The following is a 19,744-nucleotide window of genomic DNA, read 5'->3' as shown; positions in this document are numbered from 1 at the left end:
CGTCAGCTCACCCTCACTCTCGGGTCGAGGAGGGCCGTGGCGATGTCCGCGAGGATCGCGCCGACCGCCGTCAGGACGGCGGCGAAGGCGGCCGTCGCGACCGTGCCGTGCACGTCGTTCTTGCTGATGGTCTGGATGAAGTAGCGGCCCATGCCGTTCCAGCCGAAGATCGTCTCGGTGATGATGGCCCCGGTGAAAATCGCCGGGACACTGAACGCCACGGACGTCGCCGTCGGGATGAGCGCGGTCCGCAGGGCGTGTCTGCGGATCGCCTGGGTCCGGGTGAGTCCGGTGGCCCGTGCGGTCCGTACGAAGTCGGCGTTGATCGTGTCGAGCAGCAGCGAGCGCTGCGTCAGGTGGTAGCCGACGTAGCCCATCAGGGTCAGGGTCAGGGTCGGCAGGATCAGGTGCAGGAAGCGGTCACCCATGGTCGGGAGGAATCCTTCGACGTTCGGTGAGTTCTCCCCGGCGACGTAGAGGAAGCGCAGCCCGGCGTGCTGGTTGAGCCAGATGGCGACGAAGACCACGGCGAGCGCGGCGACGGACGTCGGGATGTTGAACACCGCGATGGAGACGGCCTGCGACACCCGGTCGCCCCAGCCGTACTGCCTCGACGCCGTGTACACACCGAGTGATACGCCGATCACCACGGAGAGGACCGTCGCGATGACGACCAACTCGGCGCTGACGAGGGAGCGGTAGCCGATCTCGCCGTTGACGGAGACGCCGGTGGGGGACCTCCCCCAGTCGAAGTGGACGACCACCGAGGTGAACCAGTCCCACCACCGGTGCACCACCGGTACCCGCGGGTCCAGGTTGTAGGGCGCGAGGGCCTGGTCGATCCGGGCCTCGCTGCGGACGGGCCGCAGCTCCTTGAAGTTCGACCGCGGGTCCAGGAACCAACTGGCCAGGAAATACGTGGCGTTGGTCGCCACGACGATCATCAGCAGCCAGCCCGCCGCCTTGCGCATCACATAGCGCACCATGCGCGGCACCTCCTCCCCGCACGCGGAACCGCGCACGAATCCGCACGCGAAACCGCGCACGAACGGTGCGCTTCGGGGTCGCCGGGGCCGGGGGACGTCTGCATGTGCCGCTGAGCTTTCTGGGGGGGGACGGGCCGTGAGCACAGATGTGCGGGCGTCAGTCTGGTCCGCACCTCCGCGGTGCCACCAGATCCCGGCTGCTCTCGCCATGACACCGAAATACCGCCGTAGCAAACGGTCCGGACATGTCAGGATCCGCACCCCGGGGCGCATGGGGCGACGCCTCGCGGTATCAAGCCGCTGAACTGGTCTTTCAGGCCAGGAGCGGCTCCTGCCGGACGACGCATACCGGGGGCGCGTGCGGGGAAATGTCCCGTACGCGCCCCCGGCCGTCAGGTCGTTACGGGACGAGCTTGAGCAGCTTGTTCGGGGAGCCGGATCCGACACCCGTGAGGACGCCCGACGTCGCGCCGTTCACGAGTGCCGAGGCCACGGCCGCCGGGGAGGCGCCGGGGTGGTTCGTCAGGTAGACCGCGGCCGCACCGGAGACGTGCGGCGCGGCGAAGGACGTGCCGTCGCCGGTGTACGTGGCGCTGTCCGAACTGTTCCAGCCCGCCGTGATGCCGGAGCCCGGCGCGAAGATGTCCACGGCGGAGCCGTAGTTCGAGTAGCTCGCGCGGGCGTCGGTCCTGGTCGTGGCACCGACCGTGATCGCGGCGGCGACCCGGGCGGGGGAGTAGTTGGACGCGAGCGCCCCCGAATTACCCGCCGCGATGGAGTACGTGACCCCGGACGCGATCGACCGGCTCACCGCGTTGTCCAGCGTGGTGCTGGCGCCGCCGCCGAGCGACACGTTCGCGACGGACGAGGCGACGTGGTTGGCGGTGATCCAGTCGACCCCGGCGATGACCCCGGCGGTGGTGCCGGAGCCGTCGTTGCCGAGGACGCGCACGGCGACGATCTTCGCCTTCTTCGCCACCCCGTAGGTGCTCCCCGCGACGGTCGTGGCCACATGGGTGCCGTGGCCGTACCCGTCCTGGGCAGTGGTGTCGTTGTCGACGAAGTCGTAGCCGTACGAGGCCCGGCCGCTGATCTCCTGGTGGGTGATGCGCACCCCGGTGTCCAGGACGTAGACGGTGGTGCCGCCGCCCGCCGAGTCCGGATAGGTGTACGTGCCGCTCAGCGGCAGGTTCGCCTGGTCGATCCGGTCGAGGCCCCAGGGGGCGTTGCTCTGGGTGGCGGTCGCGTGGACCTTCTGGTCCTGCTCGACCGAGGCGACGGCCGGGTCGGCGGCCAGCCGCTTGGCCCCGGTGCTGCTGAGAGCCGCGGCGTAGCCGTTCAGCGCCGATGAGTAGGTGCGCTCGATGCGGCCGCCGTAGCCGGCTATGAGCTGCTTGCCGTCGGACCCGGACGCCTTGAACCCGGCCGACTGCTTCAGCGTGACGATGTAGCTTCCCGGCACCGCCTCCGCTGCCCCGGCGTGCAGAATTCTGCCCTCCGGCGCGGCCGCCTGGGCGGGTAAGGCCGCACCGACCGCGGCTGCCAGGGCCGCGGTGGTCGTGGTGGCGATCAGAGCGGCGATCCGCCGCTTGACGTTGCGCAATGCTGCCATCGGGAGGTCCTCCTCGAACGGTGGCGCGCGAGGGAGTCCGCGCGCCCATCGGGTGCGGCGTACGGGGTCCGTATGCCGCAATCGACGATGGCGCGGTGGATTCGGGCCGGGCAAGCGATCCCGGGATGCTGTCATGACCTCGACATAGCATTGACGGTGCGTCAACTTCACGCAACACAAGGCAACATGGTCTTCGCGCAACGTGCACGATCCGCCGTCACCAGGTCACCGGCAGGGTCCGCGGGGCCCTGGTGGTCTGCCCGGTCCGCCAGCTGGGCGGACCGGCGGCGCGGAGGCCGGGCAGGCGGCGGGTCAGGGCGGTCAGAGCTTCCTGGAGCTGTACGCGGGCGAGCTGCGCGCCGACGCAGAAGTGGACGCCGTGACCGAAGGCAAGGTGGCCGACGGCGGACCGGGTGAGGTCGAGCACGCCGGGGTCGGGATAGACGTCCTCGTCGTGGTTGGCGGACGCCATGAGCGCGATGACCGACTCCCCCTCCCCGACGGTCACGTCCCCCAGCCGGACGCTCTCGGTGGCCACCCGCACATTGGCGCCCATGGCGGCCTGGGCGTACCGCAGGAGCTCCTCGACGGCGCCCGGGACCCGGTGGCCCTCACGGCACAACAACACGTACCGCTCGGGCTGTTCGAGCAGGAGATGGACGATCCCGGCCAGCCGGTTGGCCGTGGTGCCGTAGCCGCCCGTGAACAGCACGAGGCAGAACGAGACGAGCTCGCCCTCGCTCAGCCGGTCACCGTCGTCGCGCGCCGCGATGAGCGTGCTGAGCATGTCGTCGGCGGGATGGGCCCGCTTGGCGGCGACGAGCCGGGTGAGGTAGACGGTCATCTCGTGTACCGCGGCGGTCACTTCGGCGTTCTTCGCGGTGGTGCTGCGCAGGGTGCCGTCCCAGGCGTCGAGCAGGTCGGCGTCCACGCGTGGGGTGCCGAGCAGATCGCAGATGACGGTGAGGGGGAGGAGCCGGCAGAAGTGGGGGACGAGGTCGGCCCCCGTCCCCTGCGCGGTCTCTGCCACCTCCGTCATCCTCGTCAGCAGCTCGTCCGCCAGGCGCGCGATGTCCCGGCGCATCGCCTCCGACCTGGGGACGGTCAGCGCGGGCGCGACGAGCCTGCGCAGCCGGGAGTGGTCGGGCGGATCGGTGGCCAGGATCGAGTCGGGCAGGGCCGTCGTACGGCCTCCCGGCCCCTTCCCCCGGGTCGCGCGGCTGCGGCTGAACCGGGGGTCGGCCAGCACCCGGCGCACGTCGGCATGGCGGGTGACGAGCCAGGCGGTGCCGCCGCCGGGCATCCGTACCCGGACGACGGGTTCGTGCCGGCGCAGCTCGGCCAGCTCCGGCAATGGGTCGAGCCCGTCCGCATGGCCGAGCGGGAACGACCGCAGCCGTTCGGCCGGCGGATCGGGCCGTTCCTCTGCACCGGGCTGCCACAGCTGATCGGGCTGGCTCATGCGGTCCTCCGTGGGAGGTAGCGGTTGTGCGGGACGTCGTACTCAGCGGGATTCGTACACGGACACGTGGTAGGTGCTGTCCCGGGTGAAGGGAGCGCCCGCCCAGCTCCCCCAGCGCTCCTTGAGCCGCAGCCCCGCCTGGCGTGCCATCAGGTCCAGTTCTCCCGCGCCCGCGTAGCGGAACTCGACGCGCATCTGCCGGGTCCGGTCGTTCTCGTGGATGACGTAGTGCGAGCTGTAGCGCTGGACCGACGGGTCGATCCGCCGGTAGCACAGGACCAGGTGGTCGTCCCCCTCGGAGACGACCTGGGAGCCGGTCGCGGCCACCGCGAGGGCCTCGGGCACGTGCGAGTCGAAGACGAAGACGCCGCCGGGCGCGAGGTGCTGCGCCACCTGGGCGAAACAGCGTGCCTGGTCGGCCTGTTCGCGGAGTTCGAAGAAGGTGCCGGCCGCGAGGTAGACGAGGGAGAAGACGTCCCGGTCCGGCACCGGCACCCGGGAGAAGTCACCGATGGTGACGGGCAGGTCCACGCCGCCGGGCTTGGCGCGGAGGCGGCCGACCATGGCCTCCGACGCGTCGATGCCGTGCACGTCGAGGCCGCGGGCCCGCAGGGGCAGGGCGATGCGGCCCGTACCGATGCCGAGTTCGAGCACCGGCCCCTCGCCGGCCAGCCCTTCGAGGGCGTCCACGGTCGCGCCGCTCACCCCGGGTTTGCCGAACCAGCGGTCGTAGTCGTCCGCGAACTCAACTGCGTAGTGCGGGCGTCGGTCCTGGGTGGTGGGGTCGGACGTCATGCGGGTGCGGCTCCTAACCGAAGGGGTGGGGGCGCCCGGGGCCGCTGCCCGTGGGCAGCGGGAGGGCGCCGGGTGCGATGACGCGTACGACGTGAACGCCCGCGTCGCGGGCGGGCCGGGAGGTGGTGTCGACGAGGATCACGTCCTGGCCGGTGTGCTCGGCGAGGATGCGAAGGGGGTCGCTCGGATCGGCCCGCGCGGAACGGGTACGGGCTCCCGGCGGACCGGCCTCCGGCGCGCGGGCCGGTCCCCACAGGCTCAGGCTGTCCTGCCGGTGGTACGCCCACAGCGCGTGCCGCACGGCCGTCCCGGGCGGGGTCGTGCCGTGCCACTGCGCCCAGGCCCGCCGGGCGGTCTCGGTGCCCATGCTCCAGCGCACCATGAGCGCTTCGTACGCGGCCTTCTCGACCAGCGCCGGGAGCGTGTCCGGCGGCCCGCACCGGGCGCCGAAGGCCTGTCCCGTGCCGTCGGGCCGGTGCAGGCACGCCACCACGCAGGCGGCCCCGGCCGGTGCGGGCAGCGCGAGCGCGGTGACGACCAGCCCCCGCGCCTCCGTGAGCGCGCCCAGCGCTCCGCCCAGCTCCCCCGGCAGCCGGCACGGGGGCCACTCGGCCGGCCCGTACCAGCTGCGGCGCACCAGATCGCGTTCCAGCACCTCCCACGCCGCGTGCCGCGCGGCGGCCTCGCGGTCGGGGTGGGAGGCGACACCGGTGGAGCCGGCCGACGGCATGGCGCCGCAGCCGGGCGGGGGCCGGTGCCGGAGGTACGCGGACCCGGCCGGTACCCGGATCCCGGCGCCCCGCACCGTACGGGCGCGCACCCACAACCGGCGCTCCTCCGGTCGTACATGGGGCTCCAGGGCGGGCACCCCCTCGCGGCGGAGCTCGCTCCAGGTGGCGACGGTCCCGGCGGCGGCCTCGGCCTCCCGGCCCGCCACGATGTTCCCCATCCGTTCGAGGAGTTCGCCGCGCGCACCCCGGACGACCTGGTCCCTGTCGTGTCCGGTGGCGCTGCCGACGATCACCCGGGCCCCGGAAACGGCAGCGGCCCCCTCGAACGCGGCGGACCGGGCGGCCACCCGCGCCATCAGGACGCCGGGGTGGTCGGGGTAGGGCACGAAGACCTGTGGCGTCCACGCACTCACGCGGGTCCCCCGGGGGCGGAGTCCTCGGGTGCGTAGCCGCTGTGGCGGGCGGGCTCCCCGATCACCGCCGCGCACTCCGCCAGCACGGTCCGGCCGTGCGGGGTGAGGCTGTCCGTGTGGGCTGCCAGGGTCCGGACGGCCTGCCGGGCGCCGTCCAGCAGCTTCGCGTACCGGGCCCCGACCGCCGCCGGACCGGGGGGCAGGAACGGTTCCCCGGCCAGTGCGCGGTAGAGCAGCACGCTGCGCGCGAGGACGACCGTCTGCTGGAAGAGGCCGGTCAGGGGACGCGGGTCGGCCCGCAGCGGGGTGGCGACCAGCACCGGTCCGCCCTGATCCGCCCCGCCCCGGCCCGCCCGGTCCGGCAGCAGGAAGGGCTCGGCCACCGCCGCCGCGTTGCACCGCGTGTGCGCCCCCTCATGGACCAGCGCCTCGGCACACCTCACGACGCCGGGCACACCGTCCTGACTCCCCTGCAAGCGACTCCTGTTGACGAGCACCGCACCATGCACGGCGAAGTCCGTGAATCCGTCGATCGCCGCGCCTCCGAGGAGCGCGACCTCGACCACCGTCTCCCGCAACTCGGCCGCGCTCTGTGGCCAGACCCGCTCCAGCAGGCCCAACGCCGCTTCCATCAGGTCCCGTTCGGCCGCCTCCCACTCGACGACGTCCGCCGTCACCGCCGGCGCGTCCGCGCCCCGCGCCGGAACCGACCGCAACGCACGCGCCACACTGCGGCTCAAGTGCCCCTGCGGTGCGGCCGCCCCGCAGACGGGGGCGGGCGGCACCCGGTCGAGCCGCTCCGAGAACGACCGGAGCCGGTCCGGGCCGAGCGGACCCGACCGCAGGGCGCGCTGCACCAGATGAACGATCTCGACGGCCGCCGGATGGTGCAGGGACTCCTGCGGCACCCTCAGATCCGCCCGGTCGAGCACCGTACGCATCCGCTCCCGCAGCGATGTCCGGTCCTCCACGGCACCTCGGGCACTCGGCTCCACCCGCATGCGGCCCTCCCCCTCTCTCGCCACTCCTCCTGGGTCGGTCACGCCATGACGCACCCCGCGCCGACGACACCGTGCGGCGGGCCGAAGCCCGCCGCACGGTGCGCGCAGTGGTGCCGACTCCCCCGACGTCCTAGTCGGGGACGTCGATCATCAGGGCGAACTCGGGAAGCTCCTCTTCCGTGACCTCTTCGATGTGCTGGGTCTCCTCGTTCATGACGGACTCCCTTCACCACACCGGTCCCACCGCTCTCGGAAGGAATCCACCCGGCAGGCTCATCGTTGGGGGACGGGCCCGCCGTTGCCAATGGTGATCAGGCGGCGACGATGCGTGGCGGACAAGGTGTCGTGGGCCGGAATCCGGCTTGCGGCGGGACCGCGCCCACTGAACGCCGCACGCCGTATCGCCGGTATACGCGCGTGCGGCCGGGTACGGGTCACGCACTCAGGCCCCGGCGCACTCCGCAACCCCGCCGATCGCGCCGATCGCGACGACGGCACGGCACGGCAGGTTGTCCAGAACCCGGAGCGGCCCGTGGTGATCAAGCGGCCCGTGGTGGTCAAGCGGCCTGTGGTGATCAGGAGCCGGGCGCCACGATCGTCTGCCCGCCCGCCTTCCCCGCCGCGATGGCCCGGTCCTCCGCCTCGTACGCGAAAGCCGTCCGCCCCCAGCGCGCTGCCAGTCTGGGGAACACCTCGCGCCGCTCCCGTCCCCGTACTTCGTCCACCAGCCGGGCCACGGTCTCCGGCAGCGAGGCGGCGTAGTCGTGGACGGGCCGGTAGCCGAGTTCGCGCTCGGCCCTGCTCACGTCCATGACGAAGGAGTGCTGCAGTGACCACGGCGTCCGCCCGAGCCCCGGCGCGCCGGGCCCCCGGATCAGGTACTGCTCGCTCTCGCACCCGAGGACCGCGTCCACGGCGGCGGCCATCTCCCGTACGGTCGGCGGCCGCGGGTCACCGGCGTTGAGCACCCGCCGGCCGGGGCGCAGGGCGGCCCGCAGGATCAGTTCGGCGAGGTTGCGGGTGCCCGTGGGGTGGCGTGGGTGTCACGCGCACCGAGGGGGCGCCGCCGGTGGTGGACGCGGAGCCGGTCGGGCCCTCCGGCGTGTCCCTGGCGGGTGAGCCCAAGGGCCGCGCCATGACGCAGCAGGACCTCGACGACGTCATCGCCGCGTTCGCCGACGCCGCGGCCGCCGCCGAGCGCCTCGGCTTCGACGGTGTCGAACTGCACGGTGCGCACGGCTACTTGATCGACCAGTTCCTGTGGTCCGGCAGCAACCGGCGCACCGACGCGTACGGCGGCGACATCGTCGCGCGGACCCGGTTCGCGGCGGAGATCGTGGCGGCCTGCCGCGCGGCCGTGTCGGACGCCTTCCCTCTCTTCTTCCGTATGTCCCAGTGGAAGATGGACGCCTACGCGGCGAAGCTCGCGCAGACGCCGGAGGAACTGGCCACCCTGCTCACGCCGCTGGCCGAGGCCGGTGTCGACGTCTTCCACGCGTCCACCCGCCGCTACTGGCTGCCCGAGTTCGACGGCTCCGACCTGAACCTCGCCGGCTGGGTGCGGAAGATCAGCGGCAGGCCCACGGTCACCGTCGGATCGGTCGGCCTGGACGGTGACTTCTTCAGCGCCTTCCAGGGCAACGGCTCCGAGGTCACGGGCATCGACCGGCTGCTGGACCGGATGGAGCGCGACGAGTTCGACATGGTCGCCGTAGGCCGTGCGCTGATCGCCGACCCCGAGTGGGCCGCGAAGACCATCGACGGGCGCACCGGTGACATCACACCGTTCGGCGCGGAGATGCTGAAGACCCTGCGCTGACCCGACGGCCGTCCGGCCCTTGTCCGGCGTGATCCAAACGGGAGGCCCTAGGGTTGCCGGGTGGGTGTCAGCGGGGAAGTGCGAGCGGGTACGGGTGACGTCGGCGATCGGCTGCGGGGCGGCCAGGAAGAAGAACCGGCCGCCCCGCCCTGGTGGCGGCGGCAACGCGTGCCGCTCGTCGCCGTTGCCGTGGTCGTTCCGCTGTACGTCGTGTGGGCGCTCGTCCTGGCCACCGGCGGCGGCGACCTGGCCGCGCAGCTCGCCTGGTCGGGGTTCACCGCACGCCACCCGGGTTCGGCGTACAACCTCTCCTGGTACGGCGGGATCCACACCGCCGGATACAGCGTCTTCTCCTCCTATCTGATGGCCTTCCTCGGTGTCCGTACGGTCTCCGTGGCCGCCGGGCTCGCCGGCTCGTGGTTCATCGCCCTGCTGTTCGTACGCACCGGGATGCGCCGGCCGCTCGTCCCCGCGGTTCTCGCCTCGCTCGCCCTGTGGTGCAACGTCGCGTCGGGGCGCACGACGTTCGCGCTCGGCGTCGCGATCGGGCTCGTCGCCTGCCTGTACGCCCACCGCACCGCGGTCCCCGTCGTGGCCGGGGCGCTGGCGGCGATGGCCAGTCCGGTCGCGGGGCTGTTCCTCGTGGTGGCGGGGGCGGCGTACCTCCTCGACCGGCAGTGGCGGAAGGGCGTGGTCCTGATCGTCCCGTTCTTCGTCGTCGTGGGAACCGTCGCGCTGCTCTTCCCCGGCGGCGGCGAGCAGCCCATGCACAGCGGCCGGCTGTGGATGCCGCTCATCGTCTGTGCCGCGCTGGCCGTCGCGGCGCCGCCGGGGCGCGAATGGCGCGTACCGCGATACGGCGCCGTGGTGTACGCCGTCGGCGTCGTCCTCGTCTTCCTCGTCGCCTCCCCGATCGGCACGAACGTCGAACGGCTCCTGGGTCTCGTCGCCGTCCCGGTGCTGCTCGCGGCGCTCATGGAACTCGTCCGGAAGAGGCTGTTCGTTCGCACCCTCGTGATCGGCGTTGCCCTCGGGCTGTCCGCCAACTGGCTGGCCGACAAGACCGTGGACGACCTCAAGGTCTCCGACCACAAGCCGTCCTGGGCCGCCCGCACGGACGGCGTCGTCGGCGAACTGCGCCGCCTGAACGCCGATCTCACCCGGGTGGAGGTCGTCCCCGCCCGCAACCACCGGGAGGCGACCGTCCTGGCCCCCCACGTGAACATGGCACGCGGCTGGAACCGCCAACTCGACGTGGAGCGGGGGCGGCTGTTCTACGACGGGACGCTGTCCCCGGCCACCTACCGTGCCTGGCTGGACCGTTGGGCCGTGGGGTACGTCGTGCTGCACCACGGGAAGCCCGACGGCCCCGCCGAGGCGGAGGCGGCCCTGGTGCGGAGCGGGCTGCCGTGGCTGCGGAAGGTGTGGCGGGACGACGGCTGGACCGTCTACCGGGTGCGGAACGCGGTGCCTCTGGTGCCGGCTCCGGCCGCGGTCGTGAGCGGCAGCGAAGCCGATCTGGTGGTCCGGGTACCGGAAGCGGGCTCGTTGACCGTGCGGCTCGCGTACTCGCCGTGGCTGCGGGCGCGCGAGGTCGGCGGTGACGGCGCCGGTGGATGCCTGCGGCAGGACGGGGACTGGACGGAGCTCACCGTGCCGAAGGGCGGCACCTACCGGCTGGACTCGGCCTACAGGCTGTCGCGCGACGGCAGCGGCTGCTGAACCGGGGCTGCGGACACTTACTGGGCGGGCTCCGCGGGCCCGGCGGGCTCGTGGGTGATCAGGTCTCCGGGCTGGCACCCGAGGATGTCGCAGATCCTCGACAGGGTCGAGAAGCGGATGGCCTTGGCCCGCCCGTTCTTGAGCACGGACAGGTTGACGACGGTGATGCCCACCTGCGCGGACAGTTCGGTGAGCGTCATACCGCGCTCGACCAGGAGCCGGTCGAGGTGGATGCGGATCGAGTGCAGTTCCTCTTCCGGCATCAGATGGTCCCTTCGAGGTCCTCTCGCATACGCACGCCTTCACGCATGATCTTCCCAAGGATCACACCGGCGAGACCGGCGAACACGAGCACCATCGGTCCGGAGACGGTCGGCCCGGAACCCACGACCGGCGCCATGCTGTCGACCAGCCAGGACTGCGACCACCCGACGACGAGGCCGGCCACCGGTGTGCCCACGGCGACGAACCAGCCGAGAGCGCTGAGCCGCCCGGCCACCGCCTCGGTGAACGGCCCCTGCCGCAGCACGGTCGTCAGCAGCCGGGAGAAGAGCAGCAGCGCGAGAGCGCCGAACAGCAGCCAGGGCAGTTCGCCCCCCAGGTCGGCCGCGCGCTGGCCCACGGAGGGGCCGTTCCGGCAGAGCCGCGTGACGCTGCCCGCCGCCTCCACGCCCTTCGCGACCGGCAGGCCGTCCGACGCCAGCCGGGCGTTGGCCCAGAAGCCCGTCTCCACGCAGACCGCCCCGTCGTCGAGCATGTGGGTGACCCCCGTGCCGAGGAAGGCAAGCCCGCTGAGGATCGCCAGCCCGAAGGTCACCGAGGCCAGTACGCTCGTGAGTCGCGTGTTCATCGCACCCCTACCCATCGATTAACGATATGCCCACCCTAGAGGAGCATATCGATAAACGACAAGTACGCGGCCGCCGGCGAGCCCGGTGCGATGCGGACGTGATCCCCTAACGCCGTTGCAGCAGACCGCCGTTCATCGCGACGACCACCGCACGCGTACGGTCGTTGACGTCGAGCTTGGCGAAGATCCGCAGCAGATGGGTCTTCACCGTGGCCTCACCGATGAACAGCCGCCGGCCGATCTCCCCGTTGGACAGTCCGTCGGCGACCGCGTCCAGCACCTCGGCCTCGCGGGCGGTCAGCGTGACGGGCACCGGCCGGCGCATCCTGGCCACCAGCCGCTGGGCGACCCGGGGGGCCAGCACCGTCTCGCCGCGGGAGGCCGCGTGGATGGCGTCGACGAGCTGTTCGCGGGTGGCGTCCTTGAGCAGGTAACCGGTGGCGCCCGCCTCCACGCCGCGTTCGATGTCCGCGTCGGTCTCGTACGTAGTCAGGATCAGGACGCGGGTGCCCGTGGGACCCGCGGCGATCTCCGTGGTCGCGCCCACCCCGTCCAGGACCGGCATGCGCAGGTCGAGCAGGGCCACGTCCGGCCGGAGCCGCTCGACGAGGCGGACGGCCTCCCGCCCGTCGCCCGCCTCCCCGACGATGTCGACGCTGGGTTCGGAGCCCAGCAGGGCGACCAGACCGGCGCGCATCACCGTGTGGTCGTCGGCCAGGATGATGCGCAGCGGGGCGGCTTCTGCCGCGGGGTCGGATGTCATGTCACACCTGGGACCTGTCGCTCAGAGGGATCGTGGCGAGGATGCGGGTGCCGTCACCGACCGAGCTGGTGACGGTGAGACCGCCGCCGAACTCCGCGAGGCGCCGTCTCATGCCGTCCAGCCCGAAGCCGTGGGAGTCCTCGACGACGAACCCGCGGCCGTCGTCGGTGATCTCCAGCTCCACGCCGTCGGGCTGCCGGGCCAGGACGACGCCCACGGTGGAAGCCGCGGCGTGCTTGCGTATGTTGGCCAGCGACTCCTGGGTGCACCGCAGCAGGGCGATCCGGGTCGGCTGGTCGCACTCGACGTCCGCCAGTTCCGCCGTGACCGTGAGGCCGGTGTCCTCGGTGAAACGGTCCAGGGTGCGGCGGAGCGTCGTGGCGACCGATCCGGCCGCCACACCGCTGCTGGGGGCGGCGCCGACCAGGACCCGGGCCTCGGCGAGGTTCTCCCGGGCCGTCTGCTCGATGGACTGGAGCTGCTGGGCGCTGCGGTCGGTGTCCACGGCCAGCTGGGACCTGGCCGCCTCCGCCAGCACGATGATGGAGGCGAAGCCCTGGGCGAGGGTGTCGTGGATCTCCCGGGCGAGCCGCTCGCGCTCCTCGGCGGCGCCCTGGCGCTGGTACACCTCGGCCAGTTCGACCTGGGTGCTCTTCAACTCGGCTCGCAGAGCGGCCCGTTCGTCGCGCTGTGCCAGCGCCCTGGGAGTCAGTACCGCCATCACGACGGCGACGGCCCAGACAGCGAGGGAGGAGATGGTGTTGGTAAGGAAGACATCGGCCCGCCCGCCCTCCCGCAGGCTGCCGCCGACCGTGATCGCCAGGGCGCCGAGGCCGGTGAGGAGGACCGCGCCCCTCGGACTGTCGGCGAAGACGATGAACTGCGCGAGCGTCACCGTGTAGAACACCCCGAAGCCGTCCCCGAGGCACGAGACACCGCCCAGCACCACGACGAGCACGCACAGATAGCCGTACGGGCTCAGCACCGGGTTGCCGGGGCGCCTGCGCACCAGCGCCCAGCAGAGGGCGAGCACGGCCATCAGCGCGAGCAGCCCGAGCTTCCGCCCCGGGGGCGTGCCGCCCAGCAGGGTGATCAGGGTGACCAGGGCGATCAGCGCCCAGGAGAGCGCCTCCCACCCGTGGAGCACCCAGATCCAGAACGGATCGCCGCGCTGCGGCCGTTGAAGCATGCCCGTCAGATTACGTGCGGGAGCGCGGGGGCGGCCGGGGCGGTGCTCCTCGTTCGCCGTGAGGGGCGCAGCGGGCGCCAGGCGCGCTCGCCCAGGAGCAGCAGTGCGGAGGGCAGGATCATCATCCGGATGACCACGGCGTCCAGCAGCACCGCCACCGCCAGGCAGAAGCCCATCTGCTTCATCTCGGTGAGGTGCAGGAAGACGAAGGCCGCGAACACGGTGACCATGACCAGCGCCGCGCTCGTGACCACCTTCGCGGACCGGGCGATGCCGTCGAGCACCGCCTCGCGGGCCGGCATCCCGTGCTCCATGGCCTCCTTGATCCGGCTGACGACGAAGACCTGGTAGTCCATCGACAGACCGAAGAGGATCACGAAGAGGAAGAGCGGCACCCTGGAGGCGATCGCGCCGAGGGAGTCGAAGTCCAGCAGGTTCTCCGCCCAGGTGCCCTGGAAGACCAGCACGAGCGCGCCGAGCGCGGCCGCCGCCGACAGCAGGTTCAGCACCACGCCGATCAGGCCGACGACCGCGGAGCGGAAGGCCACCGCCGTCGTCGCGAAGGTCAGCAGCAGCAGGAAGCCGACGACGAGCGGCAGTTTGTTCCGCTCGTGGTGCACATAGTCCTGGCCGCGGGCCACATCACCGCTCACGGCCGTCTCCACGCCCGTCAACTCACCGACGGTGGACGGAATGTACCGGTCCCGGAGGTGTCCCAGTGACACGATCGCCTCGTCGGAGGGCGCCGGGTACGGCACCCCCAGCTCCAGCACGCTGATCCGGCCGTCGGCGGAGGTCCGCAGCACCGGCTCGGCGTTCCGCGCGAAGAGCGGGTCCGCCTGGGCCCGCCGCCCGAGCTCCGTCAGCGCCTGCCTGACCTCGGGTGCCCGGCCGGGGGCGGAGCGGGCCACGACCTCGTGCTTGACCAGGAGTTCGGGGTACGCGGCGGTCAGCCGGTCATAGACCCGCATGGCCGGGATGGCGCGGGAGAAGGTGTCCTTGCCCGGGTCGATGAGCTTGAGGCCCAGGGCGGGCGCCGCCACGGCGAGCATGACCAGCACGGACACGCACAGGGTGATCCCGGGGTGGCGCTGCGCGGGCCGCATGAGGGCGTCGAACAGCCGCCCGTTCTCGGGCTTCGCGGGCTTCGTCACGCCGAGTGCGCCGCGCTTCGCGCGCCGGGCGGCCTTCTTGGCGGCGCGGCGTTCGGCGCGGTGTCCGAGCTTCACCAGCAGGGCGGGCAGCACGGTGAGCGAGCTGATCACGGCCACGGCGACGACCAGGATGGTGCCGGTCGCCAGCGAGGAGAAGATGACGTCCGTGGCGAGGTAGAGGGTGGCGGTGGAGACGATCACCGCGAGGCCGGAGACCACGATGGCGCGGCCCGCCGTGGCCGCCGCGAGCTCCACGAGCGCCTCGGGACCGAGCCGTCCCGCCGCGCGGGCCCGCTCCTCGCGTTCGCGCTTGAGGTAGAAGAGCGTGTAGTCGACGCCCACCGCGAGTCCGATGAGCAGGATCATGTTGGTCCCGACGCCGGGGTCGGGCATCAGGTGCGAGGCCAGCATGGCCAGGCCCATCGTCGCGGCGATCGAGGAGAGTGCCAGCAGCAGCGGCACTCCGGCCATGACCACCGAGCCGAAGACGATCAGCAGGATGACGAGTGTGACCGGCAGGGTGAGGCGCTCCGAGAGCGTGAGGTCCTTGCCGCGCTGGTCGTTGACACCCTTGGAGATGGCGGGTGAACCGGTCTCCTCCACGATCAGCTCCGGGTAGCCGGCGGCCACCTTCGCGCTCGCGTCGAGGAGCGGGACGACGTTCTTCCTGGCGTCCAGTTCGGCGCCCTTCATGACCACGGCCACCCGCAGGGCCGTGCCGTCCTTCGAGCGGACCGGGGGCGCCACCTCCGCCACCTCGGGGAGCGCGCTCATCCGGGCGGTGACATCGCGGGCCGCGGCGGTGGCCTTCGCGGTGTCCAGGGGGCCGGACGCGGCCCGGATCAGGATGTGCTCGGTGGGCCGGCGCTGGAGGCCGCCGTCGGTGGCCATCGACTCGGCGTGGCCGGCCTCACCGACCCAGAAGTCCTCGGTGGTGGCCGGGTTGCCGCCTGCGGTGATGCCCGCGCCGAGGCACAGCAGCACGAAGACGAACCAGCCGACGATCGCTTTCCACGGGTGCCGCGCGCTCCAGCGGGCCATACGTACGGGTCGCATTCTCATGCGTTACATGCTGGTCCGCGGGGCCCTGCGCCCGGCAGCCCCGGCCGGTGGAACCCGTTGTCCACCGGTCGGTGGACAACGCACCGGGGGCCTGCCCCCGTACGCGGTCAGAGCCGGGCGTCGAGCCGGGCCTTCGCCTCGGGCCATTCGTCGGCGAGCAACGAGAAGTAGACCGTGTCGCGCCAGCTGCCGTCGTGGCGGCGGCGATGGCGCCGCAGCACTCCTTCGCGCCGGGCACCGAGGCGCGCGATCGCCGCCTGGGAGCGCTCGTTGAGGTGGTCGGTCTTCAACTGCACGCGTCCCATGCCCAGTTCCTCGAACGCGTGGGTGAGCAGGAGCAGCTTGCTCTCGGTGTTGACCGCCGACCGCCAGTGCGCACGGCCGTACCAGGTCCAGCCGATCTCCAGGCGCTCGTTGGCCACGTCGACGTCCAGGTACGTGGTCCAGCCGACGGCCTGGCCGCTCGCGCGGTGGATGACGGCGAACGGGACGTACACGCCACGCCGTGCGTCCGCGAGCAGGGCCGTCAGCTTCTCGCCGAGTTCCTCCCTGGTCCGGGGGGTCGGTCCGCCCTGCCAGCGCCAGACCTCGTCGTCGCGGCCGCCCGCGGCGAAGAGGCCGTCGAGGTGGTCCGGGGAGAGTGGTTCCAGGCGGACGTGGCGGCCGGTCAGGGTTACGGGAAGCGGGTGCGTGGCAGGCATGACGGCACCCTAGCCCATTACGAACTAGGCAGAAAGCGAATATGCACTAGCGCAATAGTTCCGGGACGGGAGCGGCCGCGGCCGTTCACCTTGCCTTGCGCAGAGCCGCCGCCGCGGCCCGGATCGCGGGCAGTTCGGCGTACAGCGCCTCGCCCGGACAGTTGGTCCGGTACGCGTCTCGGTGGCCCGATACGGCGTGCAGCACGGCGACCGTGCCCTTCGGGAACCTGCTCGCGTCGCTCGTCGAGACCAGCCGCACCGTGCCACGCGGATCGGCGCCCGGCACCAGCTTCCACGCGGCCACCTTCGCGAGGGCCCGCAGGAGGACCGGCGGCACCGTGGCCCCGCGCCCGTAGTCGCCCAGCACCGCGATGCCCACGCTGTCGGCGTTGAAGCCCGTGGTGTGCGCGCCGCGGACCGAACGCCGGATGCCGCCCGCCCGGCCCTCGTAGATCGTCCCGCACCGGTCGACGAGGAAGTTGTAGCCGATGTCGTCCCAGCCGTTGCCCTTTATGTGGGCCTCCTCCACCGCCCGCAGCATCCGCGGCACGTCCGCGCAGTCGTAGTCGCTGGACTCCCCCGTGTGATGGATGAAGACCGCCCGCACGGCGCCCGTGTAGTCCGCCGGCTCCCTGACCATGCGCTCGTCCGCACGCCAGGCCGCCCGGCTGACGACGGCCGGCTGCGGCGCCCCGCGCGGCACCGGGCGCGGCCGCTCGTGGGCGGCGGCGGCCGGTGCGGGCAGCACCGGCCGCACCGGGGCGTCCCGCAGCGCCAGCAGGGTGAGCGGGAGGACCGCGGCGCCCAGCGCGAGTCGATGGGGCCACATGGGACCACCCTGCGGCCTCGCCTCCGGGCCCGCAGATGCGGTGGCCGATCGGGTGAACGGCCGGGGGTCAGTCCCTGTTCCGGCCGAGGAGCAGCTTCCACGGGGCGATCGCGGACTCGATCTGCACCCGCAGACCGAGCTTCGACTCACCGCTGACCCGCTCCTCGAACCGGATCGGGACCTCGACGATCCGCAGCCCGCGCCGGACCGCGCGGTGGTTCATCTCCACCTGGAACGAGTACCCGTTGCTGCGCACCGACGGGACGTCGATCGCCTTCAGCGCCGAGGCCCGCCACGCCTTGAACCCGGCGGTGGCGTCCTTCACCCCGAGCCGCAGAATCGCGTTGACGTAGAAATTCGCCCACGCGGACAGCGCCTTGCGGTGCCGGGGCCACTCCGTCGCGAGCGAACCGCCCTCCACATAGCGCGATCCGATCACCACCGCGGCGTCCTCGGCGAACAGCGTGTCGACCATGACCGGCACCCTGGACACCGGATGGGAGAGGTCGGCGTCCATCTGGATCACCACGTCCGCGCCCTCGGCGAGCGCCCGCGCCATCCCCGCCACATAGGCCCGGCCGATTCCGTCCTTCTCCGTCCGGTGCAGCACCCCCACGACGCCCCCGGTCTCCGCCGCGAGCCGGTCCGCCACCTCGCCCGTGCCGTCCGGCGAGTTGTCGTCCACCACGAGAACGTGCAGGCCGGGCAGGCCCAGGTCCATCAGCAGGCCGACGAGGACCGGCAGGTTCGTCCGCTCGTCATAGGTGGGTACGACCACCACGATCCTCACAGGCGTCTGAGCCACGGCCATTCCCTCGTGTCGGTCCCTCGTGACACCGCGATCGGCGCGGACGGCCGCGCGAGCCTAACACCGGGGTTCTTCGCGCTCCGGAGCCGCACGAGGCCCGGCACGCCCCCGCACGGCCCACGCGATAATCTGGAGAAAGCGGGGCCGGAGACGGCCGCTGCGCGGCGGTGGGGCCCGCCGTACCCGAACCGCGGCGCGATCGCGCCGCCAACGGTCCCTACTTGCGTACGAGCACGCCCGCGTCCGGCGGGCGCCCCGGCAGGTAGGAGAGGTGTGCCCGACAAGCCCCTGAACCCCCAGGCCCCGGTCGTCGCGGCGATCGCGCTCGGCGGTGCGGCCGGTGCCTGCGCGCGCTACGGGGCGTCGCTGCTGTGGCCCACGGCGACGGGCGGGTTCCCTTGGACGACCCTCGTCGTGAACGTCATCGGGTGCGCGGCGATCGGCGTGTTCATGGTGGTGATCAGCGAGGTATGGACGGCCCACCGGCTGGTGCGGCCGTTCTTCGGTACCGGGGTGCTGGGCGGGTTCACCACCTTCTCCACCTACGCCGTGGACATCGAGCGCCTCGTCGACGCGGGCCGGGCCCGCAGCGGCCTGGTGTATCTGGGACTGACACTGTTCGCGGCCCTCGCGGCGGTGTGGAGCGCGGTGTGGCTGACACGCCGCGTGCTGGCGTGGAGGCAGTCATGAAGACACCGAGGACCGAACGTGCCCTGCGCCTGACCGTCCTGGTCGGGGAGTCCGACGGCTGGCACCACCGGCCGGTCTACACCGAGATCGTGCACCGGGCGCACGCGGCGGGACTGGCGGGCGCCAGCGTGTTCCGCGGCATCGAGGGATTCGGTGCCTCGTCGGTGATCCACACCCAGCGGCTGCTCTCGCTGAGCGAGGACCTGCCGGTGGCGGTGGTGATCGTGGACACCGAGGAGAAGGTGCGCGCCTTCCTGCCGCTGGTCAAGGAGCTGATCGGCACCGGCCCGCTCGTCCTGGACGCCTGCGAGCTGGTGCGTTGGGGCGAGGCGGAGGAAGCCCGGTGAACTGGCTGCTGGTGATCGCCGGCGCCGCGGTCGGCGCCCCGCTGCGGTACCTGACCGACCGCGCGGTGCAGTCCCGGCACGACTCCGTCTTCCCGTGGGGGACGTTCACGGTGAACGTGACGGGCTGCCTGGTGCTGGGGCTGCTGACCGGCGCGGTGACCGCCGGCGCCGCCTCCTCGCACGTCCAGCTGCTGCTCGGTACCGGGCTCTGCGGGGCGCTGAGCACGTACTCGACCTTCAGCTACGAGACCCTGCGACTGGCCGAGGACGGCGCGCGGTTCTACGCGGCCGCCAATGTGGCCGCGAGCGTCGTGGCGGGGCTGGGCGCGGTGTTCGCCGGCATCACGCTCGCCGAGGCGCTCTGGGGCTGACCGCCGCAGGACGCACGACGCGCCGAGGCCCGGCTCCCCCTCGGAGGAGCCGGGCCTCGGCGGGTGGTGCGGTGGTTCAGGCGTCCTGTCCGGGGGTCCCCAGCGCGGCCGAAGCGGCCTCCATGGGGCTCAGCTCCACCGGAGCGGACGGCGCCGGTACGGACCGGCAGGTGAAGCCGAGACGCCCCAGCGCCCTGGTCACCTCACCGGCCGTGAAGTCGCGGCGGTCCTGCCGGGTGATCACTTCACCCACCTGCTTGACCGGGTAGACACGACGGCTGATGATCACCGAATCCCCGGTGACGGGTTCGGGCTTGATGCCCTTCATCGATGCCTCGACCTCGTGCTTGAAAAGGTCGAAGGGGAAGCGGGCGATGACGCAGCGCATAGTGCCTCAACGGGGTCGGGGAGCGGAACCGGACGGGAACGCGGGTATCGG

Annotated in this window: 20 protein-coding genes and 1 pseudogene; 5 read left to right on the top strand and 16 right to left on the bottom strand. The window is 72.3% G+C overall.

The features are described 5' to 3' along the window. Positions 1 to 2 precede the first annotated feature (2 nt). The 7 genes from OG322_RS19160 to OG322_RS19130 all read right to left on the bottom strand — a co-directional run bounded on the left by OG322_RS19160 (position 3) and on the right by OG322_RS19130 (position 7,926). Positions 3 to 986, bottom strand: coding sequence for an ABC transporter permease (locus OG322_RS19160; protein WP_123460279.1), 984 nt, complete (start codon positions 984 to 986; stop codon positions 3 to 5). 400 nt (positions 987 to 1,386) lie between these two features. Continuing rightward, a complete protein-coding gene (locus OG322_RS19155; protein ID WP_123460280.1) occupies positions 1,387 to 2,598 on the bottom strand; it encodes a S8 family peptidase in 1,212 nt (403 codons plus the stop codon). A gap of 217 nt (positions 2,599 to 2,815) precedes the next feature. Continuing rightward, positions 2,816 to 4,060, bottom strand: coding sequence for a cytochrome P450 (locus OG322_RS19150; RefSeq protein ID WP_123460281.1), 1,245 nt, complete (start codon positions 4,058 to 4,060; stop codon positions 2,816 to 2,818). 42 nt (positions 4,061 to 4,102) lie between these two features. Further along, on the bottom strand, positions 4,103 to 4,855 hold the full coding sequence (locus tag OG322_RS19145; RefSeq protein ID WP_123460282.1) for a class I SAM-dependent DNA methyltransferase: 753 nt from the start codon (positions 4,853 to 4,855) through the stop codon (positions 4,103 to 4,105). A gap of 13 nt (positions 4,856 to 4,868) precedes the next feature. After that, positions 4,869 to 5,999, bottom strand: a complete 1,131-nt coding sequence (locus OG322_RS19140; protein WP_123460283.1) for a YcaO-like family protein — start codon at positions 5,997 to 5,999, stop codon at positions 4,869 to 4,871. Then, positions 5,996 to 7,000: an aKG-HExxH-type peptide beta-hydroxylase gene (locus OG322_RS19135; RefSeq protein WP_123460284.1), complete on the bottom strand. Its 1,005-nt coding sequence runs from the start codon at positions 6,998 to 7,000 to the stop codon at positions 5,996 to 5,998. The genes OG322_RS19140 and OG322_RS19135 overlap by 4 nt, the downstream gene beginning before the upstream one ends. A gap of 575 nt (positions 7,001 to 7,575) precedes the next feature. Further along, the gene (locus OG322_RS19130; protein WP_148085518.1) at positions 7,576 to 7,926 is read right to left on the bottom strand and encodes a hypothetical protein; all 351 of its coding nucleotides are present in this window, start codon (positions 7,924 to 7,926) and stop codon (positions 7,576 to 7,578) included. Between the two features lie 110 nt (positions 7,927 to 8,036). On the opposite strand from OG322_RS19130, the pseudogene OG322_RS19125 reads away from it, so the two are divergent. Together OG322_RS19125 and OG322_RS19120 are read left to right on the top strand one after the other, a co-directional pair. Then, positions 8,037 to 8,819 (top strand): annotated as a pseudogene (locus tag OG322_RS19125) (oxidoreductase); the annotation flags it as partial. A gap of 168 nt (positions 8,820 to 8,987) precedes the next feature. After that, positions 8,988 to 10,541, top strand: coding sequence for a hypothetical protein (locus OG322_RS19120; protein ID WP_123460286.1), 1,554 nt, complete (start codon positions 8,988 to 8,990; stop codon positions 10,539 to 10,541). A gap of 17 nt (positions 10,542 to 10,558) precedes the next feature. On the opposite strand, the gene OG322_RS19115 is transcribed toward OG322_RS19120, so the two are convergent. The 8 genes from OG322_RS19115 to OG322_RS19080 form a co-directional block, all read right to left on the bottom strand. Further along, positions 10,559 to 10,804, bottom strand: a complete 246-nt coding sequence (locus OG322_RS19115; RefSeq protein ID WP_123460287.1) for a helix-turn-helix domain-containing protein — start codon at positions 10,802 to 10,804, stop codon at positions 10,559 to 10,561. Then, positions 10,804 to 11,391, bottom strand: coding sequence for a DUF2975 domain-containing protein (locus OG322_RS19110; protein WP_329306721.1), 588 nt, complete (start codon positions 11,389 to 11,391; stop codon positions 10,804 to 10,806). Before OG322_RS19110 ends, OG322_RS19115 begins: the two co-directional genes overlap by 1 nt. A 106-nt stretch (positions 11,392 to 11,497) precedes the next feature. Further along, the gene (locus tag OG322_RS19105; protein WP_123460289.1) at positions 11,498 to 12,154 is read right to left on the bottom strand and encodes a response regulator; all 657 of its coding nucleotides are present in this window, start codon (positions 12,152 to 12,154) and stop codon (positions 11,498 to 11,500) included. A 1-nt stretch (position 12,155) separates the two neighbouring features. Further along, positions 12,156 to 13,343 (bottom strand): sensor histidine kinase, encoded by a 1,188-nt coding sequence (locus tag OG322_RS19100; protein WP_123460290.1) that lies wholly within the window; start codon positions 13,341 to 13,343, stop codon positions 12,156 to 12,158. Positions 13,344 to 13,348: 5 nt separating this feature from the next. Beyond that, positions 13,349 to 15,559, bottom strand: a complete 2,211-nt coding sequence (locus tag OG322_RS19095) for an MMPL family transporter (RefSeq protein WP_329306720.1) — start codon at positions 15,557 to 15,559, stop codon at positions 13,349 to 13,351. Positions 15,560 to 15,666: 107 nt separating this feature from the next. Beyond that, positions 15,667 to 16,260, bottom strand: coding sequence for a GNAT family N-acetyltransferase (locus OG322_RS19090; protein WP_123460292.1), 594 nt, complete (start codon positions 16,258 to 16,260; stop codon positions 15,667 to 15,669). Between the two features lie 85 nt (positions 16,261 to 16,345). After that, a complete protein-coding gene (locus OG322_RS19085) occupies positions 16,346 to 17,089 on the bottom strand; it encodes a peptidoglycan recognition protein family protein (protein WP_266411569.1) in 744 nt (247 codons plus the stop codon). A 67-nt stretch (positions 17,090 to 17,156) separates the two neighbouring features. Then, positions 17,157 to 17,900 (bottom strand): polyprenol monophosphomannose synthase, encoded by a 744-nt coding sequence (locus tag OG322_RS19080; RefSeq protein ID WP_123460294.1) that lies wholly within the window; start codon positions 17,898 to 17,900, stop codon positions 17,157 to 17,159. A gap of 270 nt (positions 17,901 to 18,170) precedes the next feature. On the opposite strand from OG322_RS19080, the gene crcB (OG322_RS19075) reads away from it, so the two are divergent. Genes crcB (OG322_RS19075) through crcB (OG322_RS19065) form a run of 3 tightly spaced genes read left to right on the top strand, consistent with a single transcriptional unit; the run spans position 18,171 to position 19,305 of the window. Continuing rightward, on the top strand, positions 18,171 to 18,587 hold the full coding sequence (gene crcB / locus OG322_RS19075) for a fluoride efflux transporter CrcB (protein WP_123460295.1): 417 nt from the start codon (positions 18,171 to 18,173) through the stop codon (positions 18,585 to 18,587). Then, positions 18,584 to 18,934: a DUF190 domain-containing protein gene (locus OG322_RS19070; RefSeq protein ID WP_124284480.1), complete on the top strand. Its 351-nt coding sequence runs from the start codon at positions 18,584 to 18,586 to the stop codon at positions 18,932 to 18,934. The genes crcB (OG322_RS19075) and OG322_RS19070 overlap by 4 nt, the downstream gene beginning before the upstream one ends. Then, positions 18,931 to 19,305, top strand: coding sequence for a fluoride efflux transporter CrcB (gene crcB, locus OG322_RS19065; RefSeq protein WP_123460297.1), 375 nt, complete (start codon positions 18,931 to 18,933; stop codon positions 19,303 to 19,305). Before OG322_RS19070 ends, crcB (OG322_RS19065) begins: the two co-directional genes overlap by 4 nt. 76 nt (positions 19,306 to 19,381) lie before the next feature. Here the strand turns inward: crcB (OG322_RS19065) and OG322_RS19060 are convergent, their stop codons facing one another. Continuing rightward, positions 19,382 to 19,693: an SCO5918 family protein gene (locus OG322_RS19060; RefSeq protein WP_123460298.1), complete on the bottom strand. Its 312-nt coding sequence runs from the start codon at positions 19,691 to 19,693 to the stop codon at positions 19,382 to 19,384. Positions 19,694 to 19,744: the final 51 nt, after the last annotated feature.

The sequence above is a fragment of the Streptomyces sp. NBC_01260 genome, from assembly GCF_036226405.1.
GTDB classification, from domain to species: Bacteria; Actinomycetota; Actinomycetes; order Streptomycetales; family Streptomycetaceae; genus Streptomyces; species Streptomyces laculatispora.
Note: the sequence above shows the minus strand (reverse complement) of the source record. Positions and strands in the feature narration are given on the sequence as shown.

Excerpts from the sequence above, each read along its gene's own strand:
- OG322_RS19160 (WP_123460279.1), bottom strand. The coding sequence starts at position 986 with ATGGTGCGCTATGTGATGCGCAAGGCGGCGGGCTGGCTGCTGATGATC.
- OG322_RS19155 (WP_123460280.1), bottom strand. The coding sequence starts at position 2,598 with ATGGCAGCATTGCGCAACGTCAAGCGGCGGATCGCCGCTCTGATCGCC.
- OG322_RS19150 (WP_123460281.1), bottom strand. The coding sequence starts at position 4,060 with ATGAGCCAGCCCGATCAGCTGTGGCAGCCCGGTGCAGAGGAACGGCCC.
- OG322_RS19145 (WP_123460282.1), bottom strand. The coding sequence starts at position 4,855 with ATGACGTCCGACCCCACCACCCAGGACCGACGCCCGCACTACGCAGTT.
- OG322_RS19135 (WP_123460284.1), bottom strand. The coding sequence starts at position 7,000 with ATGCGGGTGGAGCCGAGTGCCCGAGGTGCCGTGGAGGACCGGACATCG.
- OG322_RS19130 (WP_148085518.1), bottom strand. The coding sequence starts at position 7,926 with ATGGCCGCCGCCGTGGACGCGGTCCTCGGGTGCGAGAGCGAGCAGTAC.
- OG322_RS19115 (WP_123460287.1), bottom strand. The coding sequence starts at position 10,804 with ATGCCGGAAGAGGAACTGCACTCGATCCGCATCCACCTCGACCGGCTC.
- OG322_RS19110 (WP_329306721.1), bottom strand. The coding sequence starts at position 11,391 with ATGAACACGCGACTCACGAGCGTACTGGCCTCGGTGACCTTCGGGCTG.
- OG322_RS19105 (WP_123460289.1), bottom strand. The coding sequence starts at position 12,154 with ATGACATCCGACCCCGCGGCAGAAGCCGCCCCGCTGCGCATCATCCTG.
- OG322_RS19100 (WP_123460290.1), bottom strand. The coding sequence starts at position 13,343 with ATGCTTCAACGGCCGCAGCGCGGCGATCCGTTCTGGATCTGGGTGCTC.
- OG322_RS19095 (WP_329306720.1), bottom strand. The coding sequence starts at position 15,559 with ATGAGAATGCGACCCGTACGTATGGCCCGCTGGAGCGCGCGGCACCCG.
- OG322_RS19090 (WP_123460292.1), bottom strand. The coding sequence starts at position 16,260 with ATGCCTGCCACGCACCCGCTTCCCGTAACCCTGACCGGCCGCCACGTC.
- OG322_RS19085 (WP_266411569.1), bottom strand. The coding sequence starts at position 17,089 with ATGTGGCCCCATCGACTCGCGCTGGGCGCCGCGGTCCTCCCGCTCACC.
- OG322_RS19080 (WP_123460294.1), bottom strand. The coding sequence starts at position 17,900 with ATGGCCGTGGCTCAGACGCCTGTGAGGATCGTGGTGGTCGTACCCACC.
- OG322_RS19070 (WP_124284480.1), top strand. The coding sequence starts at position 18,584 with ATGAAGACACCGAGGACCGAACGTGCCCTGCGCCTGACCGTCCTGGTC.
- OG322_RS19060 (WP_123460298.1), bottom strand. The coding sequence starts at position 19,693 with ATGCGCTGCGTCATCGCCCGCTTCCCCTTCGACCTTTTCAAGCACGAG.